15 protein-coding genes and 1 pseudogene are annotated in these 19,144 nt (G+C 69.4%); 14 read left to right on the top strand and 2 right to left on the bottom strand.

Annotated features, from left to right (window positions below; translation table 11 throughout):
- Positions 1-218 precede the first annotated feature (218 nt).
- The 9 genes from PGB34_RS00885 (at position 219) to PGB34_RS00925 (ending at position 10,332) form a co-directional block, all read left to right on the top strand.
- The gene (locus PGB34_RS00885; protein WP_271426181.1) at positions 219-1,448 is read left to right on the top strand and encodes an ABC transporter substrate-binding protein; all 1,230 of its coding nucleotides are present in this window, start codon (positions 219-221) and stop codon (positions 1,446-1,448) included.
- Entirely contained in the window at positions 1,445-2,215 is a 771-nt protein-coding gene (locus PGB34_RS00890; protein ID WP_271426182.1) for an ABC transporter ATP-binding protein, read from the top strand. Before PGB34_RS00885 ends, PGB34_RS00890 begins: the two co-directional genes overlap by 4 nt.
- Positions 2,216-2,926: an ABC transporter ATP-binding protein gene (locus tag PGB34_RS00895; protein ID WP_271426183.1), complete on the top strand. Its 711-nt coding sequence runs from the start codon at positions 2,216-2,218 to the stop codon at positions 2,924-2,926.
- Between the two features lie 75 nt (positions 2,927-3,001).
- The gene (locus PGB34_RS00900; protein WP_271426184.1) at positions 3,002-4,192 is read left to right on the top strand and encodes an ABC transporter substrate-binding protein; all 1,191 of its coding nucleotides are present in this window, start codon (positions 3,002-3,004) and stop codon (positions 4,190-4,192) included.
- A gap of 34 nt (positions 4,193-4,226) precedes the next feature.
- On the top strand, positions 4,227-5,102 hold the full coding sequence (locus tag PGB34_RS00905) for a branched-chain amino acid ABC transporter permease (protein ID WP_271426185.1): 876 nt from the start codon (positions 4,227-4,229) through the stop codon (positions 5,100-5,102).
- Positions 5,103-5,127: 25 nt separating this feature from the next.
- The gene (locus PGB34_RS00910) at positions 5,128-6,117 is read left to right on the top strand and encodes a branched-chain amino acid ABC transporter permease (RefSeq protein ID WP_271426186.1); all 990 of its coding nucleotides are present in this window, start codon (positions 5,128-5,130) and stop codon (positions 6,115-6,117) included.
- A gap of 230 nt (positions 6,118-6,347) precedes the next feature.
- Positions 6,348-7,367 carry an Lnb N-terminal periplasmic domain-containing protein gene (locus PGB34_RS00915; RefSeq protein ID WP_271426187.1) on the top strand — a complete coding sequence of 340 codons (1,020 nt, stop codon included), beginning with the start codon at positions 6,348-6,350 and terminating at the stop codon, positions 7,365-7,367.
- A gap of 68 nt (positions 7,368-7,435) precedes the next feature.
- Complete coding sequence (locus tag PGB34_RS00920) at positions 7,436-9,460, top strand: esterase/lipase family protein (protein ID WP_271426188.1); 2,025 nt, start codon at positions 7,436-7,438, stop codon at positions 9,458-9,460.
- Positions 9,457-10,332 (top strand): universal stress protein, encoded by an 876-nt coding sequence (locus PGB34_RS00925; RefSeq protein ID WP_271426189.1) that lies wholly within the window; start codon positions 9,457-9,459, stop codon positions 10,330-10,332. Before PGB34_RS00920 ends, PGB34_RS00925 begins: the two co-directional genes overlap by 4 nt.
- A gap of 3 nt (positions 10,333-10,335) precedes the next feature.
- On the opposite strand, the gene PGB34_RS00930 is transcribed toward PGB34_RS00925, so the two are convergent.
- On the bottom strand, positions 10,336-11,256 hold the full coding sequence (locus PGB34_RS00930; RefSeq protein ID WP_271426190.1) for a LysR family transcriptional regulator: 921 nt from the start codon (positions 11,254-11,256) through the stop codon (positions 10,336-10,338).
- Between the two features lie 71 nt (positions 11,257-11,327).
- On the opposite strand from PGB34_RS00930, the gene PGB34_RS00935 reads away from it, so the two are divergent.
- The 5 genes and pseudogenes from PGB34_RS00935 (at position 11,328) to pabB (ending at position 18,150) form a co-directional block, all read left to right on the top strand.
- A complete protein-coding gene (locus PGB34_RS00935) occupies positions 11,328-12,650 on the top strand; it encodes a sulfatase family protein (RefSeq protein ID WP_271426191.1) in 1,323 nt (440 codons plus the stop codon).
- An 85-nt stretch (positions 12,651-12,735) separates the two neighbouring features.
- Complete coding sequence (locus tag PGB34_RS00940; protein WP_271426192.1) at positions 12,736-13,728, top strand: Bug family tripartite tricarboxylate transporter substrate binding protein; 993 nt, start codon at positions 12,736-12,738, stop codon at positions 13,726-13,728.
- Positions 13,729-13,768: 40 nt separating this feature from the next.
- Positions 13,769-14,800, top strand: coding sequence for a P1 family peptidase (locus tag PGB34_RS00945; RefSeq protein ID WP_271426193.1), 1,032 nt, complete (start codon positions 13,769-13,771; stop codon positions 14,798-14,800).
- Between the two features lie 136 nt (positions 14,801-14,936).
- On the top strand, positions 14,937-16,319 hold the full coding sequence (locus PGB34_RS00950; protein ID WP_271426194.1) for a TAXI family TRAP transporter solute-binding subunit: 1,383 nt from the start codon (positions 14,937-14,939) through the stop codon (positions 16,317-16,319).
- A gap of 5 nt (positions 16,320-16,324) precedes the next feature.
- A pseudogene (gene pabB / locus PGB34_RS23090) lies at positions 16,325-18,150 on the top strand (aminodeoxychorismate synthase component I).
- Here pabB and PGB34_RS00960 read toward each other — a convergent pair.
- Entirely contained in the window at positions 18,119-19,132 is a 1,014-nt protein-coding gene (locus tag PGB34_RS00960) for a Bug family tripartite tricarboxylate transporter substrate binding protein (RefSeq protein WP_408647804.1), read from the bottom strand. The pseudogene pabB and the gene PGB34_RS00960 overlap by 32 nt on opposite strands.
- Positions 19,133-19,144 lie beyond the last annotated feature (12 nt).

Here is a 19,144-nt window from a genome sequence, read left to right on the forward strand (position 1 = left end):
GCCTCGGTGCACCCCGGTCTGAACTGAACCGACCGTCCGACCGCGGGTATTCCCGCGCATCCACCCGGCGCTGCAAACAGCAGCCCGTCACCGCGTATTTCAGGGCAAGCCCAATCGTGATCACACATTTGTGGATTGCATTTGTGCAAAGCAGTTTTGCCCTGATGCCGGAGCAATTCTGAGTTTTTCTTCTTACATTCTTACTCAGCGGGGAGAACATGATGATCAGGTCTCTCATCGCCACAATTTGCGTGGCATTCGCAGGCACAGCATTCGGCGCAACGACCACTGAACCGATCCGGATCGGCATGAATTGCCCATTCGAAGGAGGATCGGCCGATATGGGATTGAGCGTACGCGCGGCCATGCGAATGATCGTTCGGGAATTAAACAGCGTGGGGGGATTGCTTGGGCAACCTGTCGAACTCGTCGAGAGAGATGACCGTGCGGACCCTGAGACTGGAAAAAAGGTCGCCGCGGAGATCATTAAGGAGAAGGTCCTCGTGACCATCGGCTACTGCAATACGGGCGTCGCAACGGCTTCCATCGGTATTTACCAGGATGCCAAGGTGCCTTTGATCGTGCCCGTGGCCACTGGCTCCCTGATTGCAAACAAATTTGCGCCACCGGCCTCGGACCAGAACTTTATTTTTAGAACCGCCGTGCCCGATGTTCAGCAGGTCGCATTCATGGTCAAAGTGATCCTCAAGAACGGCTGGCAGCGCGTGGGCCTGATGGCAGACACCAGCGGCTATGGCGAATTCGGACGCAAGGATCTCGAAGCGGAACTTGCGAAGCACAAGCTGCAAGTGGCGCACATGGAGCGCTTCCCCACCGGCATCAAGGACCTGCGGCCGCACATGGAGCGCGCACGGGCTGCCGGCGTGGATGTGCTGTTCACCTATACCACCGGGCCGGAAAACGCCCTCATCTCGCAGGCGCGCGCCGACATGAAATGGAAGATCCCTCACATCGGGCCCTGGACCGTAGGCTTCGGCAACCACCTGTCGGCCGCGGGCGCGGCCGCAGACGGCGCCCTGACCGCGCAGACCTTCATCCAGGACGGGCAGCACAACTTCGACCGTCAGGCCTTCCTGCGCAATGTGACGCGCGAACTCGGCACCGACCGCGTTCCGTGCGCCATGTGCGCGGCGCAGGCCTATGACGCCATGCAACTGGTCATCCGCGCGATCGGGCAGTTGCGGACTCAACGCACCCCGCTGACGCCGCTGACCATGCGGGATGCGCTGGAGAACCTCAACGAGCCCGTGCGCGGCATGGTGACCGTGCACCAGAAGCCGTTCAGCCGCGAAGACCACGAAGCGGTCAGCCAGAACATGCTGGTGCTGGGCGTGGTCAAGGACGGGAAGGTCAGGTTCGCCAATGCGTCTGAAGAGATCCGGTCGCTGATCCCGCAGCGCAAGAACGTGGCGGAGGGCGCTCGATGAGCGACGTCATCCTCGAAACCCGCCAGCTCACCAAGGAATTCAAGGGCTTCACAGCCGTGAGCAAGGTGGATCTGAAGGTGCAGCGCGGCTCCATCCACGCGCTCATCGGCCCCAACGGCGCCGGCAAGACCACCTGCTTCAACCTGCTGACCAAGTTCCTGGAGCCCACCTCGGGCAGCATCGTCTTCAACGGCGTGGACATCACCGGCGAGCGCCCGGCCCAGATCGCGCGGCGCGGCATCATCCGCTCCTTCCAGATCTCGGCCGTGTTCCCGCACCTGAGCGTGCTGGAGAACGTACGCCTGGGCCTGCAGCGCGCACTGGGCACCTGCTACCACTTCTGGAAGAGCGAGAAATCGCTGGCGCCGCTGCATGGCCGCGCCATGGAGCTGCTGGCCGAAGTGGGCCTGGCCGAGCTGGCCCACGAGCAGACCGTGAACCTGCCCTACGGCCGCAAGCGCGCGCTGGAGATCGCCACCACCCTGGCGATGGAGCCCGAGCTGATGCTGCTCGATGAGCCCACCCAGGGCATGGGCCACGAGGACGTGCACCGCGTGGCGCAGCTGATCAAGCGCGTGTCGGCCGGGCGCACCATCCTGATGGTGGAGCACAACATGAGCGTGGTCTCCACCATCGCCGACACCATCACCGTGCTGCAGCGCGGCGCCGTGCTGGCCGAAGGGCCGTACGGCGAAGTCTCGAAGAACCCGCAGGTGATGGAGGCCTACATGGGCACCACCGAAGGCCAGTTGCAAGGGGCACATTGAATGTCGGCACCCGCCCTCGAAATCAAGGACCTTCACGCCTGGTACGGTGAATCGCATGTGCTGCATGGCGTGGACATGGTGGTGCAGCCCGGCGAGGTGGTGACGCTGCTGGGGCGCAACGGCGCCGGGCGCACGAGCACGCTGCGCGCCATCATGGGGCTGACGGGTTCGCGCAAGGGCAGCATCAAGGTGCATGGGCACGAGACCGTCGGGCTGCCCACGCACCGCATCGCGCACTTTGGCATCGGCTACTGCCCGGAAGAGCGGGGCATCTTCGCCAGCCTTTCTGCCGAGGAGAACCTGATGCTGCCGCCGGCCCTCAAGGGCAGCGATGGCGGCATGAGCGTCGATGAGATCTACGCCATGTTCCCCAACCTGGCCGAGCGGCGCCACAGCCAGGGCACGCGGCTATCCGGGGGTGAGCAGCAGATGCTGGCGGTGGCGCGCATCCTGCGCACGGGCGCGCGGCTGCTGCTGCTCGATGAGATTTCGGAGGGGCTGGCGCCGGTGATCGTGCAGGCGCTGGCGCGCATGATCACCATGCTGCGGGCCAAGGGCTACACGGTGGTGATGGTGGAGCAGAACTTCCGCTTTGCCGCGCCGCTGGCCGACCGCTTCTATGTGATGGAGCACGGACGCATCGTGGAGCGCTTCGGCGCCCACGAGCTGCAGACCAAGGCCGAAGTGCTCAACGAGCTGCTCGGCGTCTGAGCCGGCCTCGCCCTCCGTTCACACACGCAATCCCCTCGCAACCATCCTCATCATCACTTCCAGAAGGAGACAGGCATGAAGAAGAAGCAACTCGGCGCGATTGCGCTGGCGGTCGGCGCGCTCGCGCTGGCTTCGGCCGCGCAGGCCCAGGTCAAGATCGGTCTGATCACCGACATGTCGAGCCTGTACTCCGACGTGGAGGGCAAGAACGGCGCTGTGGCGATCCAGATGGCCATCGACGACTTCGGCGGCAAGGTGCTGGGCCAGCCCATCGAGCTGCTGGTGGCCGACCACCAGAACAAGGCCGACATCGCCGCGTCCAAGGCGCGCGAATGGATCGACACCGCGGGCCTGACCATGGTGTTCGGTGGCACCAACTCCGGCGCTGCGCTGGCCATGGCCAAGGTGGCACTGGAAAAGAAGCGTGTGTACTTCAACAACGGCGCCGGCTCCGCTGCATTGACCAACGAACAGTGCAGCCCCTACACCGTGCACTACGCCTTTGACACGGTGGCCCTGGCCAAGGGCACGGGCGCGGCGGTGGTCGACCAGGGCGGCAAGAGCTGGTTCTTCCTGACGGCCGACTATGCCTTCGGCCATGCGCTGGAAGCCGATACGACAAAGATCATCAAGGAAAAGGGCGGCACGGTGGTCGGCTCGGTGCGCACGCCGATCAACGCCAGCGACTTCTCGTCCTTCCTGCTGCAGGCGCAGAACTCCAAGGCGCAGATCCTGGGCCTGGCCAACGCGGGCGGCGACACCGTCAACTCGATCAAGGCAGCCAAGGAGTTCGGCATCGACAAGTCGATGAAGGTCGCCGGCCTGCTGGCGTTCCTGTCGGACATCCACAGCCTGGGCCTGAAGAACACCGCGGGCCTGCTGCACACCACGAGCTGGTACTGGGACCTGAACGACGACACCCGCAAGTGGGCCAAGCGCTTCTTCGAGAAAACCAAACGCATGCCCACCGATGTGCAGGCTGCCGACTACTCGGCCGCCACCAACTACCTCAAGGCCGTGGAAGCCGCCAAGACCACCGATGCCGACAAGGTGATGGAACAGCTCAAGAAGACGCCGATCAACGACTTCTACGGCAAGGGCATGATCCGCGCCGACGGCCGCTTCGTGCATGACATGTACCTGGTGCAGGCCAAGAGTCCCGCCGAATCCAAGCAGCCCTGGGACTACCTGAAGGTCATCAAGGCGCTGCCTGGCGAGCAGGTCTATACGACCAAGGCCGAGAGCAAGTGCGCGCTCTGGAAATGAGCCCTACCTGAACCGAACCCGCAGCAGCAGCCCCATGCAGATCTCGATGCCCGCCTTGCTGAGCCAGCTCCTTCTGGGGCTGGTCAACGGCTCCTTCTATGCCATCCTGAGCCTCGGGCTGGCGGTGATCTTCGGACTGCTCAACGTCATCAACTTCGCGCACGGTGCCCTGTTCATGCTGGGCGCCGTGCTGGCGTGGATGGCGATGAACTATTTCGAGATCAACTACTGGGTGATGCTGCTGGCGGCGCCGCTGATCATCGGCCTGCTCGGCGTGGTGATCGAGCGCCTGCTGCTGCGCTGGATCTACAAGCTCGACCACCTCTATGGCCTGCTGCTCACGCTGGGCCTGACCCTGCTGATCGAGGGCATCCTGCGCTCGGCCTATGGCGTCTCGGGCCTGGCCTACGACGCGCCCGACCAGTTGGCCAGCGCAACCGACCTGGGCTTCATGGTGCTGCCCAACTACCGCGCCTGGGTGGTGCTGGCCTCGCTGGTCGTGTGCTTCGCCACCTGGTTCGTGATCGAGAAGACACGCATCGGCGCCTACCTGCGCGCGGGCACCGAGAACCCGCGCCTGGTCGAGGCCTTCGGCGTCAACGTGCCGCTGATGATCACGCTGACCTACGGCTTCGGCGTGGCGCTGGCGGCCTTTGCCGGCGTGCTGGCCGCGCCGGTGATCCAGGTCTCGCCGCTGATGGGCCAGAACCTGATCATCGTGGTCTTCGCGGTGGTGGTGATCGGCGGCATGGGCTCGATCATGGGCGCCATCCTCACCGGGCTGGGGCTGGGCGTCATCGAGGGCCTGACCAAGGTCTTCTACCCCGAGGCCTCTTCCACCGTTGTTTTCGTCATCATGGCCATCGTGCTGCTGATCCGCCCCGCCGGCCTGTTCGGCAAAGAAAAGTAAGAGAACACGCCTGCGCTGATTGACCATGAAGAAGCTGACCCTCGCCCTCTACGCCTTGCTGCTGCTCGGCCTGGTGCTTGCACCCTTCATGGGCGCCTACCCGGTGTTCGTGATGAAGCTGATGTGCTTTGCACTGTTCGCCTGCGCCTTCAACCTGCTGCTGGGCTACACCGGCCTGCTGTCCTTCGGGCATGCCGCCTTCCTGGGCTTCTCGGCCTACATCACGGGGCATTCGCTGAAAGCCTGGGGCCTGACGCCCGAGCTGGGCCTCGTACTGGGCACGCTCACCGGCGGCGTGCTGGGCTGGGTGTTCGGGTTGCTGGCCATCCGGCGCCAGGGCATCTATTTCTCGATGATCACGCTGGCGCTCGCGCAGATGGTGTATTTCCTGTGTCTGCAGGCGCGCTTCACCGGCGGCGAGGACGGGCTGCAGGGCGTGCCGCGCGGCAAGCTCTTCGGCTGGCTCGACCTGCAGAACGACCTGACCATGTACTACGTGACGCTGGTGCTGGTGGTGATGGGCTGCCTGCTGATCGTGCGCACCATCCATTCGCCCTTCGGCCAGGTGCTCAAGGGCATCAAGGAGAACGAACCGCGCGCGCTCTCGCTGGGCTACGACGTGGGGCGCTTCAAGCTGCTGGCCTTCGTGATCTCGGCCGCGCTGTCGGGCCTGGCCGGTTCGCTCAAGACGCTGGTGCTGGGCTTTGCCACGCTGTCGGACGTGCATTGGAGCGCCTCGGGCCAGGTCATCCTGATGACGCTGGTGGGCGGCCTGGGCACGCTGTCCGGCCCCATCGTCGGCTCGGCCGTGGTGGTGCTGCTGGAGAACAAGATCGGCGAGTTCGGCAGCCTGCTCGCGGAGCTGACCCACGTGACCTGGTTCAGCACCCTGGGCGAATCCGTCACCATGGTCACCGGCCTGATCTTCGTGATCTGCGTGCTGGCCTTCCGCCGCGGGATCATGGGCGAGCTTGCGCACCTGATGGACCGCGCGGCATCGAAACAGCGGCCATGAAGCGCCGCGCCTGACCGGCGCAGGGCTCGATCCAGCGGGCGCAGGGTCGGGCCGGCCGAGACGAGGCGAGGCAAACCGCCACGCGGCTTCGAATCGCGTTCCGGGCATCGGGCATCCGGGCTGAGCCCCTGACCGAAGGCAATGCCACGGTCCGTTGCTAAAGTCGCGCCCCATGCCCTGCCCCCTCACAGCTTCCCCGGCGGTCCAGCCAGCCGCCAAGCATCCCCGCCATGGCTGAACGACGCCCCGGCTGGCTGGCCTGCGGCGCGCACAGCCTTCTCCTGCTGCTTACGGCCCTCTGGGCTGCATTGGCGCTTCATTACCAGCTTCCGATTTCCATGCCGTGGCGCCTGGCCGCGGTCGCGGCCTGGGGGCTGTTCGCCCTGGCCGCCTTGCTGCTGATCTGGCGCGGCCAGACCGCGCGCGCCGTGCTGAGCTACGGGCTGGCCTTTGCGCTGCTGCTGGGCTGGTGGGTGCGGCTTGCGCCCTCGAACGAGCGCGACTGGGCCGACGACGTGGCACGGCACCTGCAGCCGCGCGTGCAGGGCAGCCAGGTGCTGCTGCAGAACGTGCGCAACTTCGACTGGCGCAGCGAAACTGACTACACCGCGCGCTGGGAAGCCCGCCGCTACGACCTGGACCGGCTGCGCTCGGTGGACATGGGGCTGTCGTACTGGATGGGGCCAGCCATCGCCCACACGCTGGTGTCCTTCGGTTTCGACGACGGGCGCGGTGGCACCGAGCAGGTGGTCTTCTCGATCGAGATCCGCAAGGAGCGGCATGAGCACTTCTCGGCCGTGGCGGGCTTTTTCAAGCAGTTCGAACTGAGCCTGGTGGCCGGCGACGAACGCGACCTGCTGCGCGTGCGCACCAACGTGCGCGGCGAAGACGTGTACCTGTACCGCGTGCAGATGGCGCCCGCGGCCATACGCTCGCTGTTCCTGGCCTATGTGGCCGAAGCCGAATCGCTGCAGCGCCAGCCGCGCTTCTACGACACGCTCACGGCCAACTGCACCACCATCGTCTACCAGATGGCGCAGCGCATCGTGGGCGGCCTGCCGCTGGACTGGCGCCTGCTGGCCTCGGGCTACCTGCCCGAGTACGTGCACGAGGTGGGCGCGCTGGCGCCGGGGCAGGATCTGCAGGCGCTGCGCAGCGCCGGCCGCATCACCGAACGCGCGAAGGCGGCCGCTGGCGATCCGCAGTCTTTCTCGCGCGCGATCCGCGCCGGCATGCCGGGCATGCCATGAGATCGACGAACGCCATGCCGGGCCGGTCTGCGGCCTCCTGCATCCGGCACTTTCCGGAGATGCGCGCGATGCCTGCGCTGCTCCTGCTGCTGCTGGCCTGTCTTCTTTCAGGCTGCGCGGCCGTGAGCGTGTCCACCATCTCGCCGGCCGACTACCTGGCCGAGCGGCGCGGCGACATGCTGACCACGGGCCGGCTCAGCCAGACCGCGCAGGAGGTGCTGCGCGTGATCGGCATCGAGGACTGCCGCGAGCGCCCCGCGCCCTGCCGCCAGACGCTGCAGACGGCCGCGGGCATCACCGAGGAGCAGCGGCTGTCGGCGCTGTCGGAGCTGTGGCTGGAACACGCGCTGGCCACGGCCCGCGCGGTTGGCACGCCGAAGCTGCCGCTGCCTGTGTCCTCCAGCGCGCCGGCCGGCGACCCCGTGCTGGACGCCTGGATCGAGACCGCGCGCCACGCCTATGCCTACCTCTTCCACACCGCACGCCGGCCCGGCGAGCGGGCCTTCGAAGACCGGCAGACGCAGGTGCGCGACTACTACAACTACGCCGCGCAGCAGGCCGTCTCGCGCCTGTTCCTGCTCTACCGCGGCGACGTGCAGGCGCAGGCTGCGCCGGCCCCGCAGGACCCGCAGGCGCTCACGCGCATCGGCCGCTGGCAGATCCGCGGCGAAACGGTGGAGATGCCCGCGCTGCCGGGTGCCGGCCTGCCGCAGGAACTGGTGCCCGCCGCGTCGCTGCGCTTCACGGGGCTGCGCAACACCTACCGGCGCGATGGCTTCGGCGCCGAGTTCGTGGCCGTGCTGGAACCGCCCGCGCCACCGCCCACCCCCGAGGGGAACGGCACGCCACCGCCCGCACACCCCGGCGCGGGAGAAACCCAGTTCCCTTCCGTCACCGCGCTGCTGCGCTTCGAAGGCCGGACGCTGGCCGAGGTGATGGCCACGAGCCAGGTGCGCGTGCTGCTGTACGACCCCTATCGCAGCAGCCACGCCACGCTGGGCGGCGAGCAGGTGCCGCTGGCAGCCAACTTCACGGCCGGCTACGGGCTGTGGCTCGCGCGCTCGGGCTTTGCCAGGCAGTCGCTGCGCACGCTGTTCGGCCTGTCCGACGGCATCGTGGCGCCGCGCGTGCAGATCATGCAGCCCTGGAACCCCGAGCGCCGCATCATCGTGATGCTGCACGGCCTGGCCAGCAGCCCCGAAGCCTGGGTCAACGTGGCCAACGAAGTGATGGGCGACGAGCAGCTGCGCCAGAACTACCAGGTCTGGCAGGTCTACTACCCCACCAATGCGCCACTGGCGCTGAACCTGCACAGCATCCGCCAGGCGCTGCAGCACACGCTCCGCGCCCACGACCCGGACGGCCACTCGGTCGCGGCACGCAACATCACGCTCGTGGGCCACAGCATGGGTGGCGTGCTGGCGCGGCTGCTGGTCTCTCAGGCCGACGAGCAGCTGTGGCAGCTGCTGCCGCCGCAGGCACGCGGCGCGCAGGCGCGCGAAGGCATGGGCGCCTTCCTGAGCTTCGAGCCGCTGCCCGGCGTGCAGCGCGCCGTCTTCATCGCCGCGCCGCACCGCGGCACGCCCTTTGCCGAAGAGCGCATCGCACGCCGCGTGGCCAACCTGGTGACCTTGCCGCTGGCCATGCTTCAGGAAGCGGGCGACCTGGCGCGCCTGCTGGCGCAGATGCGGCCCGGCGCCGACGCGGCAGGCCCGCAGGCGCCGCAGCGCGGCGGCAGCGCATCGGCCGAGGGCAGCACCCTGCAGCGCATCCCCAACAGCATCGACAACCTGAGCGACCGCGACCCCTTCGTGCGCGCGGCGGCGGCGCTGCCCATGGCGCCCGGGTTGCCGCACCATTCCATCATCGGCCGCATCGACCCCGGCATCGCGCTGGCCCAGAGCAGCGATGGCATCGTGCCCTATGCCAGCGCGCACCTGGACAGCGCGCAGTCCGAGCGCGTGATCACCTCGGGCCACAGCGTGCAGGAGCATCCCGCGGCCATCCTGGAGCTGCGGCGCATCCTGCAGCTGCCCTTGCCGCAGGCCGGCCGCCCGGGGTCTGCCGGCACGGCCCGAGAATCCCGCCCATGAGCCGCCAGCCCCAAGCCCCCAGCCGCATCCTGTTCGCCACCGACCTGAGCAGCCGCTGCGACCGCGCGCTGGACCGCACCGTGCAACTGGGCCAGCAATGGCGCGCCAGCGCCGTGGCGCTGAGCGTGATCGACCCGGCCACGGCGCCGCAGGACCTGCGCCGCGTGGGCGGGCCGGCGCGCGCGCCACTGGGCGTGGCCGAGCAGCGCCTGCGCGCCGACCTGGCCGTGCAGGAGCTGCCCTTTGCCGTGCGCGTCGAATCGGGCCCCGTGGCCGACGCGGTGCTGGCGGTGGCCGAAGCCGAACGGGCCGGGCTGATCGTGACCGGCGTGGCCCGCAACGAGGCGCTGAGCCGCATCTTGCTGGGCTCCAGCGTCGACACACTGGCGCGCCGCGCGAGCGTGCCGCTGCTGGTGGTGCGCAACCGCGTGCGCGCGCCCTACCCGCGCGTGCGCGTGGCCACCGACCTGTCGGACAGCGCAGGCCATGCGCTGTGCTGGGCACTGGCGGCCTTTCCCGAGGCCCAGGTGACGCTGTTCCATGCCTTCGACACCCCGCCGCACCTGCGCCACGCGCTGGGCCAGGGCATGGCGCTGCGCAACGCGCACGAAGCCGCCCTGCAGCAGATGCAGGCCTGGCTGGCCGCGCTGCCGCTGCCCGAGGCGCAGCGCACGCGCCCGCGCATGGCGCTGGAAACGGGCGATCCGGCCGCGCGCCTGTATGAACACAGCCAGCAGCACCCCGACGAGCTGATCGTGCTCGGCCGCGCCCCGCGCGGCGCGCTGGCCCAACTGCTGCTGGGCAGCGTGGCCCGGCAGGCGCTGGACATCGTCGAAGCCGACGTGGTGGTGGTGCCGCACGCGGCTGGCTGAGCGCTACAGGGCCGCGCCGCCGGCAGCCATGGCCGCCATCTGCTCGCGCAGCAGGGCGCCCACGCGGGCCATCGCCGCATCCTCCTGCGCCCTCACGCTGCTCCACAGGTACATCGGGCGGGCCGTGGCGGGGCCGGGCCAGGGCAGCTCCACCACGCCGAATCGCGGCATCAGCCGGCGCAGCGGAAAGCGCGGCAGCACCGACAGGTGGCGCCCGCGTGCCAACAGTTCCAGCAGCGTGAAGGCTTCGCCCAGCACCGTGACCTCGGCACGCATGCGCGCCACGCCGGCCTGGCGCAGCATGTCGCGCACGTCCTGGTCGAAGGGCGAGGCCGTGCCCAGGCTGATCCAGGCCTGGCCGTCCACGGCGCCGGCTGCCAGCGGCCCCTGCGCCAGCGGGTGCGCCTGGCCGCAGAACACGCCCAGCTCGTCGGCCACCAGCAGCTCGCGCGCAATGCCCGGCGGCGGGCGCTCCAGCCACGAAGGCGCGATCACGTAGTCGTGCCGGCCGTCGATCAACTGCTCCATCAGCAGGTGCGGCCGGTCGCTGTGGATGGTCAGCGCCAGATCGGGCAACTGCGCCAGCAGCGTATGGGCCAGCGGCCCCATCACGGCCGCCCCCACCACCGGCCCCACGCCGATGCGCACCTGGTTGCGTATGCCGCCACGGTGCCGCGCCGTCACCTCGGCCGCATCGCGCAGCTGGCGTGCAATGGCCCGGCCCTCGCGCGCCAGCATCTCGCCCAGCGGGGTGCTGCGCACGCCATAGCGGCTGCGCTCGAAGAGCTGGCCGCCGGCCTGCATTTCCAGCGTCTGCATGTTGTGCGTCAGCGTGGGCTGCGTCAGGTGCAGATGGCGGCTGGCCTGGGTGATGGAGCCCTTTTCCAGAATGGTGGCGAGCTGGACCAGGTGTCTCGGATCCATAGATATTTTTATTTTTGGTGCGCGATTTTCAATTTTACGGATGGCCAATGGCCGCCTAAGCTGTGGCCACCATGCGACCCAACCTGATCTTCATCGTGGCCGACGACCTGGGCTTTGCCGACCTGGGCTGCTATGGCGGACGGCCCGCCGACTTCGGCCCCGTCTCGCCCCACATCGACGCCCTGGCCGCAGGCGGCCTGCGCTTCACCCAGGGCTATGCCAATTCGCCCGTGTGCTCGCCCACGCGCTTCGCGCTGATGACCATGCGCTACCAGTACCGCCTGCGCGGCGGCATGGAAGAGCCCATCAACAGCAAGAGCAAGGGCGATCCGCGGCTGGGCCTGCCGCCCGAGCTGCCCACGCTGCCCTCGCTGCTGCGCGACGCGGGCTACGCCACGGCGCTGATCGGCAAATGGCATCTGGGCTATCCGCCGGCCTTCGGCCCGCTGCGCTCGGGTTACGACGAGTTCTACGGCATCATGGCCGGCGGGGTGGACTACTTCACCCACTGCTCGGGCAAGGGCGACCACGATCTGTTCCTGGGCGAGGAGCCGCACCATGAAACGGGCTACCTGACCGACCTGCTCTCGCGCCGCGCAGTGCAGCACGTGCAGGCGCGCGCGGCCGATGCACGCGAGGGCAAACCCTTCTTCCTGAGCCTGCACTACACCGCGCCACACTGGCCCTGGGAAACGCGCGACGACGCCGAGGTCGCGCCCAGCGTGGCGGCCAACCTGTTCCATCTGAGCGGCGGCGACATCCACACCTACCGCCGCATGATCCATCACATGGACGAGGGCATCGGCCAGTTGGTGGCCACGCTGCGCGACGAAGGGCTGCTGGACAACACGCTGATCGTCTTCACCAGCGACAACGGCGGCGAGCGCTTCTCGGACAACTGGCCGCTGGTGGGCGGCAAGATGGACCTGACCGAAGGCGGCATCCGCGTGCCCTGGATCGCGCACTGGCCTGCCGCCATTCCTGCCGGCAGCGTGAGCGCGCAGCACTGCATGACCATGGATTGGTCGGCCACGTTGCTGGAACTGGGCGGCGGCCAGGCGCCTGCCGGGCATGCGCTGGACGGCGTCTCGCTGGCGGCCGTGCTGCGCGAGCCTGCGCAGACCTTCGAGCGCCCGCTGTACTGGCGCATGAACCACCGCCAGCAGCGCGCGCTGCGCAAGGGGCCCTGGAAGTACCTGCGCGTGGATGCGAACGAATACCTCTTCGACCTCAGCCGCGACGAACGCGAGCGCGCCAACCTGGCCGCGCATGAACCCGAGCGTTTTGCCGCCATGCGCGATGAATGGCTGGCCTGGAACGACACCGTGCCCGCCATTCCCGAAGACGCGGCCGTGAGCCTGGGCTATTCGGTGCGCGACATGCCCCAGCGCTGAACGGCCTGCTCGCCAATCCGCCAGCAGATTCGCACGACAGCGCCACTTTTTCATTTCTTTTTTCGGACACCGGAGACACACCCCCATGCACGCCAGCCCCCGCCTTCCCCGTCGCCTCGCCATCGCCTTCGGGGCGCTGGCCGCCTGCGCCCTCCTGGGCCAGCAGGCCCAGGCCCAGGATTGGCCCAGCAAGTCCATCAAGCTGGTCGCGCCCTCTGCGCCCGGCGGCCCGCCGGACGCCTATGCCCGTGCCATCGCCGACCTGATGGGCAAGGAACTGGGCCAGGCCATCGTGGTGGAGAACTCGCAGGCCGTGGGCGGCATGGTGGCTGCGCAGGCGCTCACGCGCGCCGAGCCCGACGGCTACTCGCTGCTGGTGGGCACCACCGGCATGCTGACGATCACGCCGCATGCCAACAGCAAGGCCCGCTACACGCTGAACGACTTCACGCCGCTGTGCGAAGGCGTGGGCGCCGGCCTGGTGCTGGCCAGCCACCCCAGCGTGGGCAAGGGCGACTTCGGCCAGCTCAAGCAATGGATCGCGGCGCAGAACCCGCCGCCCACCTACTCCTCGTTCTCGCCGGGCTCGCCCGCGCACTTCCTGGGCCACCAGTTCTCGGAAGCGCTCAAGGTGCCCATGACCCATGTGCCCTACCGCAGCAGCCCGCCGCAGGTGACCGACATGCTGGCCGGCGTGGCGCCGATGGGCTTCGTGCAGATCGCCACCGCCGCACCGCACATCAAGGCCGGCAAGCTCAGCGCCTATGCCACCACCGCGCCCGAGCGCACGGTGGAACTGCCCAACGTGCCCACCGTGGCCGAACTGGGCCTGCCCCAGCTGCAGACCACCGTGTGGTTCGGCCTGATCGGCCCCAAGGGACTGCCGCCGGCCGTGGCCGAGCGGCTGATCGCCGCGCACCGCAAGGCCCTGGCCTCGCCCGAGTTCCGCACCCGCATGGTGGCCTCGGGCCTGACGCCCTCGGGCGACCGCTGCGGCGCGGCCTTCAAGACCGTCATGGAGCAGGATTCGAAGCGTTGGGCTGGCGTGGTGAAGGCCACGGGCTTCCAGGCGGATTGAAGGCGCTCAGTGGCCCCGGCGGCTCGTATGATCCCGCCCGATGTCCAGCCCCACCTCTTTCGAAGCTTCTGAGTTCGCCGGTGCCATCACCGACGTTGCCGGCCTGAAGGTCGGCCATTTCACGCACCCCGACGCGCCCACGGGCTGCACCGTGGTGCTGACGCCCGATGGCGCCGTGGCGGGCGTGGACGTGCGCGGGGCTGCGCCCGGCACGCGCGAAACCGACCTGCTGGCGCCGGGCAACTTCGTGCAGCAGGTGCATGCCGTGCTGCTGGCAGGCGGCAGCGCCTGGGGCCTGGCCGCGGCCGAAGGCGTGATGGCCTGGCTGGAAGAACGCGACGTCGGCCTGGACGTGCGCTACGGCAGGCTGCCCATCGTGCCCGGCGCCGTGCTCTTCGACCTGCCGGCCAGCGGCGGGCGCATCCGACCCAATGCCGCCGCGGGTCGTGCCGCCTGCGACGCCGCTTCCACCGCCCCGCCAGCCGAAGGCAACGTGGGCGCGGGCGCGGGCGCGCTGCTGGGCAAGCTCTTTGGCGCCCAGCATGCGATGAAGGGCGGCATCGGCACCGCCTCGGTCACCGTGGGCGGCGTGACGGTGGGCGCGCTGATCGCCTGCAACGCGCTGGGCGACGTGATCGACCCCGACAGCGGCGAAGTGATTGCCGGCGCGCGCACCGAAGACGGCCGGCGGCTGCGCGACACGCGCCGCGCGCTGCTGGCCGGTGGCCTGCCGCGCCCGCTGCTGGCCGGCACCAACACCACCATCGGCGTGGTGGCCACCGACGCCGTGCTGACCAAGGTGCAGGCCAACCGCCTGGCCACCGTGGCGCACGACGGGCTGGCCCGCGCCATCAACCCCGTGCACACCATGAGCGACGGCGACACGCTGTTCGCCCTGGCCACCGGCCGCGTGCCGCTGGGCGACGCGGCCCCGGGCATGACCGTGCTGAGCACCATGGCCGCCGAAGTGGTGGCCCGCGCCACCGTGCGCGCGGTGCGCGCCGCGCGCAGCATCGAAGGCGCGGCGGGCCTCAAATTCCCTGGGCGCGCCGACTGGTCTCCGGCCCCGTGAACCGCCACCCGCGCCCCTTGTCTTTCTCCTTCCCCCTCTGGGGGAAGGCAGGGATGGTGGCCCGCCCCATGAGCGGCGAAGCGCCCGCACAAGCCCCCACCCCGACCCTCCCCCAGAGGGGGAGGGAGTGCATCGGATGAAAGCCGTCCCGCGTTACCTCAAGCTGCTGTGGCTGGGCTTCAGGGACCTGATCGCCTCGGCCGGGCCACTGCTCTTTCTGGTGGCCGGCGTGCTGATCGCGGCCTATGTCTACCTCAAGCCGCAGCCTCCGCAGACCGTCACCCTGGCCACCGGCCCGGCCGGCAGCGCCGATGCCGAATTCGGCCAGCGCTACGCGCAGGCGCTGCAGGCCAGCGGCATCACGGTGCGGCTGCGGCCCACCACGGGCTCGGTCGACAACCTCCAGCTGCTGCGCAGCGGCGAGGTGGACGTGGCCTTCGTGCGCGGCGGCAGCGCCGACCCGGTGGCCGACGAGCAGGCCGGCCTGACGTCGCTGGGCGCGCTGTACTACGAGCCGCTGTGGATCTTCTACCGGCTGGAGGCCGCCAAACGACTCGAAGCGCGGCAGGGCCCCTTCGATTCGCTGGCCGACCTGAAGCCGCTGCACGTGGACGTGGGCCAGCACGGCAGCGGCGTGCCCGACATCATGGAGCGCATGTTCAGCGCCAACCGCATCGCCATGGCGCAGATGCGGCTGTCGCACCAGGAGCCCGGCGCCGCCACCGAGGCCCTGCTGGTCGGGCGCATCGATGCGCTGGTGCTCGCGTCGGCCCCGCAGTCGCCACTGGTGCAGCGCCTGCTGCGCAGTCCGGGCATCGGCCTGCTCGATCTGCGCCAGGCCGAGGCCTACACGCGCATCTTCCCCTTCTTCTCGGCCGTCGATCTGCCGCGCGGCATCGTGGACCTGGCGGCCGACCAGCCGTCGCAGGATGTGTCGATGCTGGCGGCCACGGTCTCGCTGCTCACGCGCGAAGACACGCACCCCGCGCTGCGCCAGCTCTTCGCGCAGGCGGCGCAGGGCATCCACGGCGGCGCGCACTGGTTCAACGGCGCGCGCGAGTTCCCCAACACGCGCACCAGCGAACTGCCCGTCAGCGCCGAGGGCGACCGCGCCATCAACGGCACGCCGCCCTTCTGGCAACGCTACCTGCCCTTCTGGGCCAGCAACCTCATCGAGCGCATGTGGCTGGTGCTGGGCGGTTTGATCGTGCTGCTGCTGCCGCTTTCGCGCATCGTGCCGCCGCTCTACACCTTCCGCGTGCGCCGGCGCGTGTTCCGCTGGTATGCGCGGCTGCGCGAGGTGGAGGCGCGGGCCGATGCCGGCGAAGCCCATGAACCGGAGGGCCGCCAGGCGCTGCTCGAGGAGCTGGACCAGCTCGACCGCGTGGTGGACCGCATCGCGGTGCCGCTTTCGTATGCCGATGAGCTTTACGCGCTGCGCCACAACATCGCGGCCGTGCGCCAGCGCGTGCAGGCCCGCCAGCCCCGGGAACACAGCACGCAGGCGCCGCCCCGATGAGCGAGATGCCCTGGCAGGCCCTGATCGACTTCGCCGACCCGCACAGCCCCGACCCACGCGCGGGCCGGTTGCGCGCGGCCTTCGGCGCGCCCGCACGCGTGCTGGCCGCGCACCGGCCGCAGGAACTGCGGCCGCTGCTGCAGACGGTGGAAGCCCTGGCCCGCCAGGGCCACTGGTGCGTGGGCTACCTGCGCTACGAGGCCGCCGCGGCTTTCGATGCGGCCTTTGCGCTGCACCCGGCCGACGGCCCGCTGGCCTGGTTCGGCGTGCATGAAGCCGCGCTGCCCTGGCCGCAGCAAATCGACATGCCTCAGCAAGAGCGACCCGCGCTGGGCTGGCAGGCCGGCCTGACGCGCGCGGCTTTCGATGCATCGATGGCCCGGATCCACCACACCATCGCCGAGGGCGGGCTCTACCAGATCAACTACACGACGCGGCTGCAGGCGCCCTGGCGCGGCGATGCGCGGCAGCTCTTCGGCGCGCTGCGCCAGGGCCAGCCCGATGGCTATGCGGCCTTCATCGACGCCGGCCACGAGCAGGTGCTGTCGGTCTCGCCCGAGCTGTTCTTCGACTGGCAGGGCGGGCAGTTGCTGGCCCGGCCCATGAAGGGCACCGCACCGCGCGGCGCCACGCCCGAGGAAGACGCAGCCCATGCGCACCGCCTGCGCACCACGCCCAAGGAGCAGGCCGAGAACGTGATGATCGTGGACCTGATCCGCAACGACCTCTCGCGCGTGGCCCAGCCTTTTTCGGTGCGCGTGCCGCAGCTGCTGCGCACCGAGGCGCTGCCCACCGTGTGGCAGATGACTTCGGACGTGCAGGCGCGCACGCGCGCGGGCACCACGCTGGCCGAGCTGTTCGCGGCGCTCTTTCCCTGCGGCTCGATCACGGGCGCGCCCAAGGTCGCCGCCATGCGGCTGATCCATGCCCTGGAGTCCACGCCGCGCGGCGTGTATTGCGGCGCCGTGGGCGTGGTCCAGCCGGGCGGCAACGCCCGCTTCAACGTCCCGATCCGCACCGTGGTGCTGCGCGGCGGCATGGCCCAATGCGGCGTGGGCAGCGGCATCACGGCCGACGCCCAGGCCGACGCCGAATGGGACGAGTGGCAGCACAAGCTGGCCTTTCTTGACACCCTCGCATCGCGCCTTCGCTCATGAACCACGACACAGCCTTCGATCTGCTGGAAACCCTGGCGCTGGAAGGCGGCAGCCTGCGCCATGCCGACGCCCACCTGGCCCGGCTGGCCGCCGCAGCCGCGCATTTCGGCCGCCCCTGGCAGCGCGCGCGCGTGCAGGCCGCGCTGCAGTCGCTGGCCGCACAACACCCCCAGGGCCTGTGGCGCGTGCGCCTGCTGCTCGATCCCCAGGGCATGCCGCGGGCCGAAGCCTTTGCGATGGAGGCGCCGCCTGCGCGCGTGCGCCTGCAGCTGGCCGACCGTGCATTCGCGCAGGCGCACAGCGATTTCACGCGCTTCAAGACCACGCATCGCGCGCACTACGAGGCCTTCGCGCCACGCGCCGAAGGCGTGTTCGACACCCTGCTGTGGAACGAGCAAGGCGAGCTGACGGAATGCACGCGCGGCAACATTGCGCTGCAGATGGACGGCGGCGCGTGGGTCACGCCGCCGCTGCGCTGCGGCCTGCTGGGCGGTGTGGGCCGCGCGCTGCGTGTGCAAAGCGGCCAGTTGCAGGAGGCTGTGGTGCGCGTGGATGAGCTGCCGCGCGTGAAGGCCCTGGCCTTCGTCAACAGCCTGCGCGGCTGGCTGGCCGCGGACCTGGTCGCGGCCGACTGCCAGAAATTCAATCCCCGCGGATGTTCGCCTCGCGGATGATCTTGCCGAAGCGCTGGGCGTCGCTCATCGCGCGCTGGTGGAACTGCTCGGGCGTCATGGGAGAAGCCTCGCCGCCCAGCGCCAGGATGCGCTCGCGCGGGCCGGGCTGCGCCAGGATCTTGTTCACTTCACGGTTCAGGCGCGCCACGATCTCGGGCGGCGTGCCAGCCGGCGCGTACAGGCCGAACACCGTGTCGGCATCGAAGCCCGGCAGCCCCGCTTCGGCCAGCGTGGGAACCTTGGGGAACAGCGGCGAGCGCGTGGGGCTGCCCACGGCCAGCAGCTTGAGCTTGCCGGCCTGGATGTGCGGCACGGCCACGCCCGGGTCGAACAGGAAGTCCAGCTGCCCGCCCAGCAGGTCCGTCAGCGCCGGGGCCGCGCCGCGATAAGGCGCGTGCGTGGCCACCAGGCCGGCCTGCGACTTCAGCATCTCGGTGGCCAGGTGCGGCGAGCTGCCGTTGCCCGGCGAACCGAAGCTCAGCTTGCCCGGATTGGCCTTCACGTAGGCCAGGAAGCTCTTGGCGTCCTGCGCCGGGAAGTCGGGCCGCACGACCAGAAAGACCAGCACGCGTGCCGCAGCGGCCACGGGCACCAGGTCCTTGGCCGGATCGAAAGGCATCTTGGCGTAGATGAAGGGGTTGACCGAGACCATGCCGCCCGAGCTGAGCAGCAAGGTGTAGCCGTCGGGCGCGGACTTGGCCACCACGTCTCCGCCGATGTTGCCGCCGGCGCCGCCACGGTTCTCGATCACCACGGGCTGGCCCAGCGCCTCCTGCAGCGGTGTGTTGATGGCCCGCGCGATCTGGTCGGCCGCGCCGCCGGCCGGGAAGTTCACGACCAGCTTGATGGGCTTGCCGGGCCAGGCATCGGGCTGGGCCCAGGCTTTCATGCCCGGCAGCGCCAGGGCCATGGCTGCGCCCAGCAGCAGGCCGGCGCGGCGGCGCGGCAGCGTGGGGCGAAGGGTTGAGGAAGGCTTGGGCATGTGTGTCTGTCT

Source organism: Xenophilus arseniciresistens, from assembly GCF_028023875.1.
Classification (GTDB): Bacteria; Pseudomonadota; Gammaproteobacteria; order Burkholderiales; family Burkholderiaceae_C; genus Xenophilus; species Xenophilus arseniciresistens.

Coding starts and splice junctions, on each gene's coding strand:
- PGB34_RS00895 (WP_271426183.1), top strand. CDS start 2,216: ATGTCGGCACCCGCCCTCGAAATCAAGGACCTTCACGCCTGGTACGGT.
- PGB34_RS00950 (WP_271426194.1), top strand. CDS start 14,937: ATGAAAGCCGTCCCGCGTTACCTCAAGCTGCTGTGGCTGGGCTTCAGG.
- PGB34_RS00935 (WP_271426191.1), top strand. CDS start 11,328: ATGCGACCCAACCTGATCTTCATCGTGGCCGACGACCTGGGCTTTGCC.
- PGB34_RS00930 (WP_271426190.1), bottom strand. CDS start 11,256: ATGGATCCGAGACACCTGGTCCAGCTCGCCACCATTCTGGAAAAGGGC.
- PGB34_RS00920 (WP_271426188.1), top strand. CDS start 7,436: ATGCCTGCGCTGCTCCTGCTGCTGCTGGCCTGTCTTCTTTCAGGCTGC.
- PGB34_RS00905 (WP_271426185.1), top strand. CDS start 4,227: ATGCAGATCTCGATGCCCGCCTTGCTGAGCCAGCTCCTTCTGGGGCTG.
- PGB34_RS00925 (WP_271426189.1), top strand. CDS start 9,457: ATGAGCCGCCAGCCCCAAGCCCCCAGCCGCATCCTGTTCGCCACCGAC.
- PGB34_RS00915 (WP_271426187.1), top strand. CDS start 6,348: ATGGCTGAACGACGCCCCGGCTGGCTGGCCTGCGGCGCGCACAGCCTT.
- PGB34_RS00960 (WP_408647804.1), bottom strand. CDS start 19,132: ATGCCCAAGCCTTCCTCAACCCTTCGCCCCACGCTGCCGCGCCGCCGC.
- PGB34_RS00940 (WP_271426192.1), top strand. CDS start 12,736: ATGCACGCCAGCCCCCGCCTTCCCCGTCGCCTCGCCATCGCCTTCGGG.
- PGB34_RS00910 (WP_271426186.1), top strand. CDS start 5,128: ATGAAGAAGCTGACCCTCGCCCTCTACGCCTTGCTGCTGCTCGGCCTG.
- PGB34_RS00945 (WP_271426193.1), top strand. CDS start 13,769: ATGTCCAGCCCCACCTCTTTCGAAGCTTCTGAGTTCGCCGGTGCCATC.
- PGB34_RS00900 (WP_271426184.1), top strand. CDS start 3,002: ATGAAGAAGAAGCAACTCGGCGCGATTGCGCTGGCGGTCGGCGCGCTC.
- PGB34_RS00890 (WP_271426182.1), top strand. CDS start 1,445: ATGAGCGACGTCATCCTCGAAACCCGCCAGCTCACCAAGGAATTCAAG.
- PGB34_RS00885 (WP_271426181.1), top strand. CDS start 219: ATGATGATCAGGTCTCTCATCGCCACAATTTGCGTGGCATTCGCAGGC.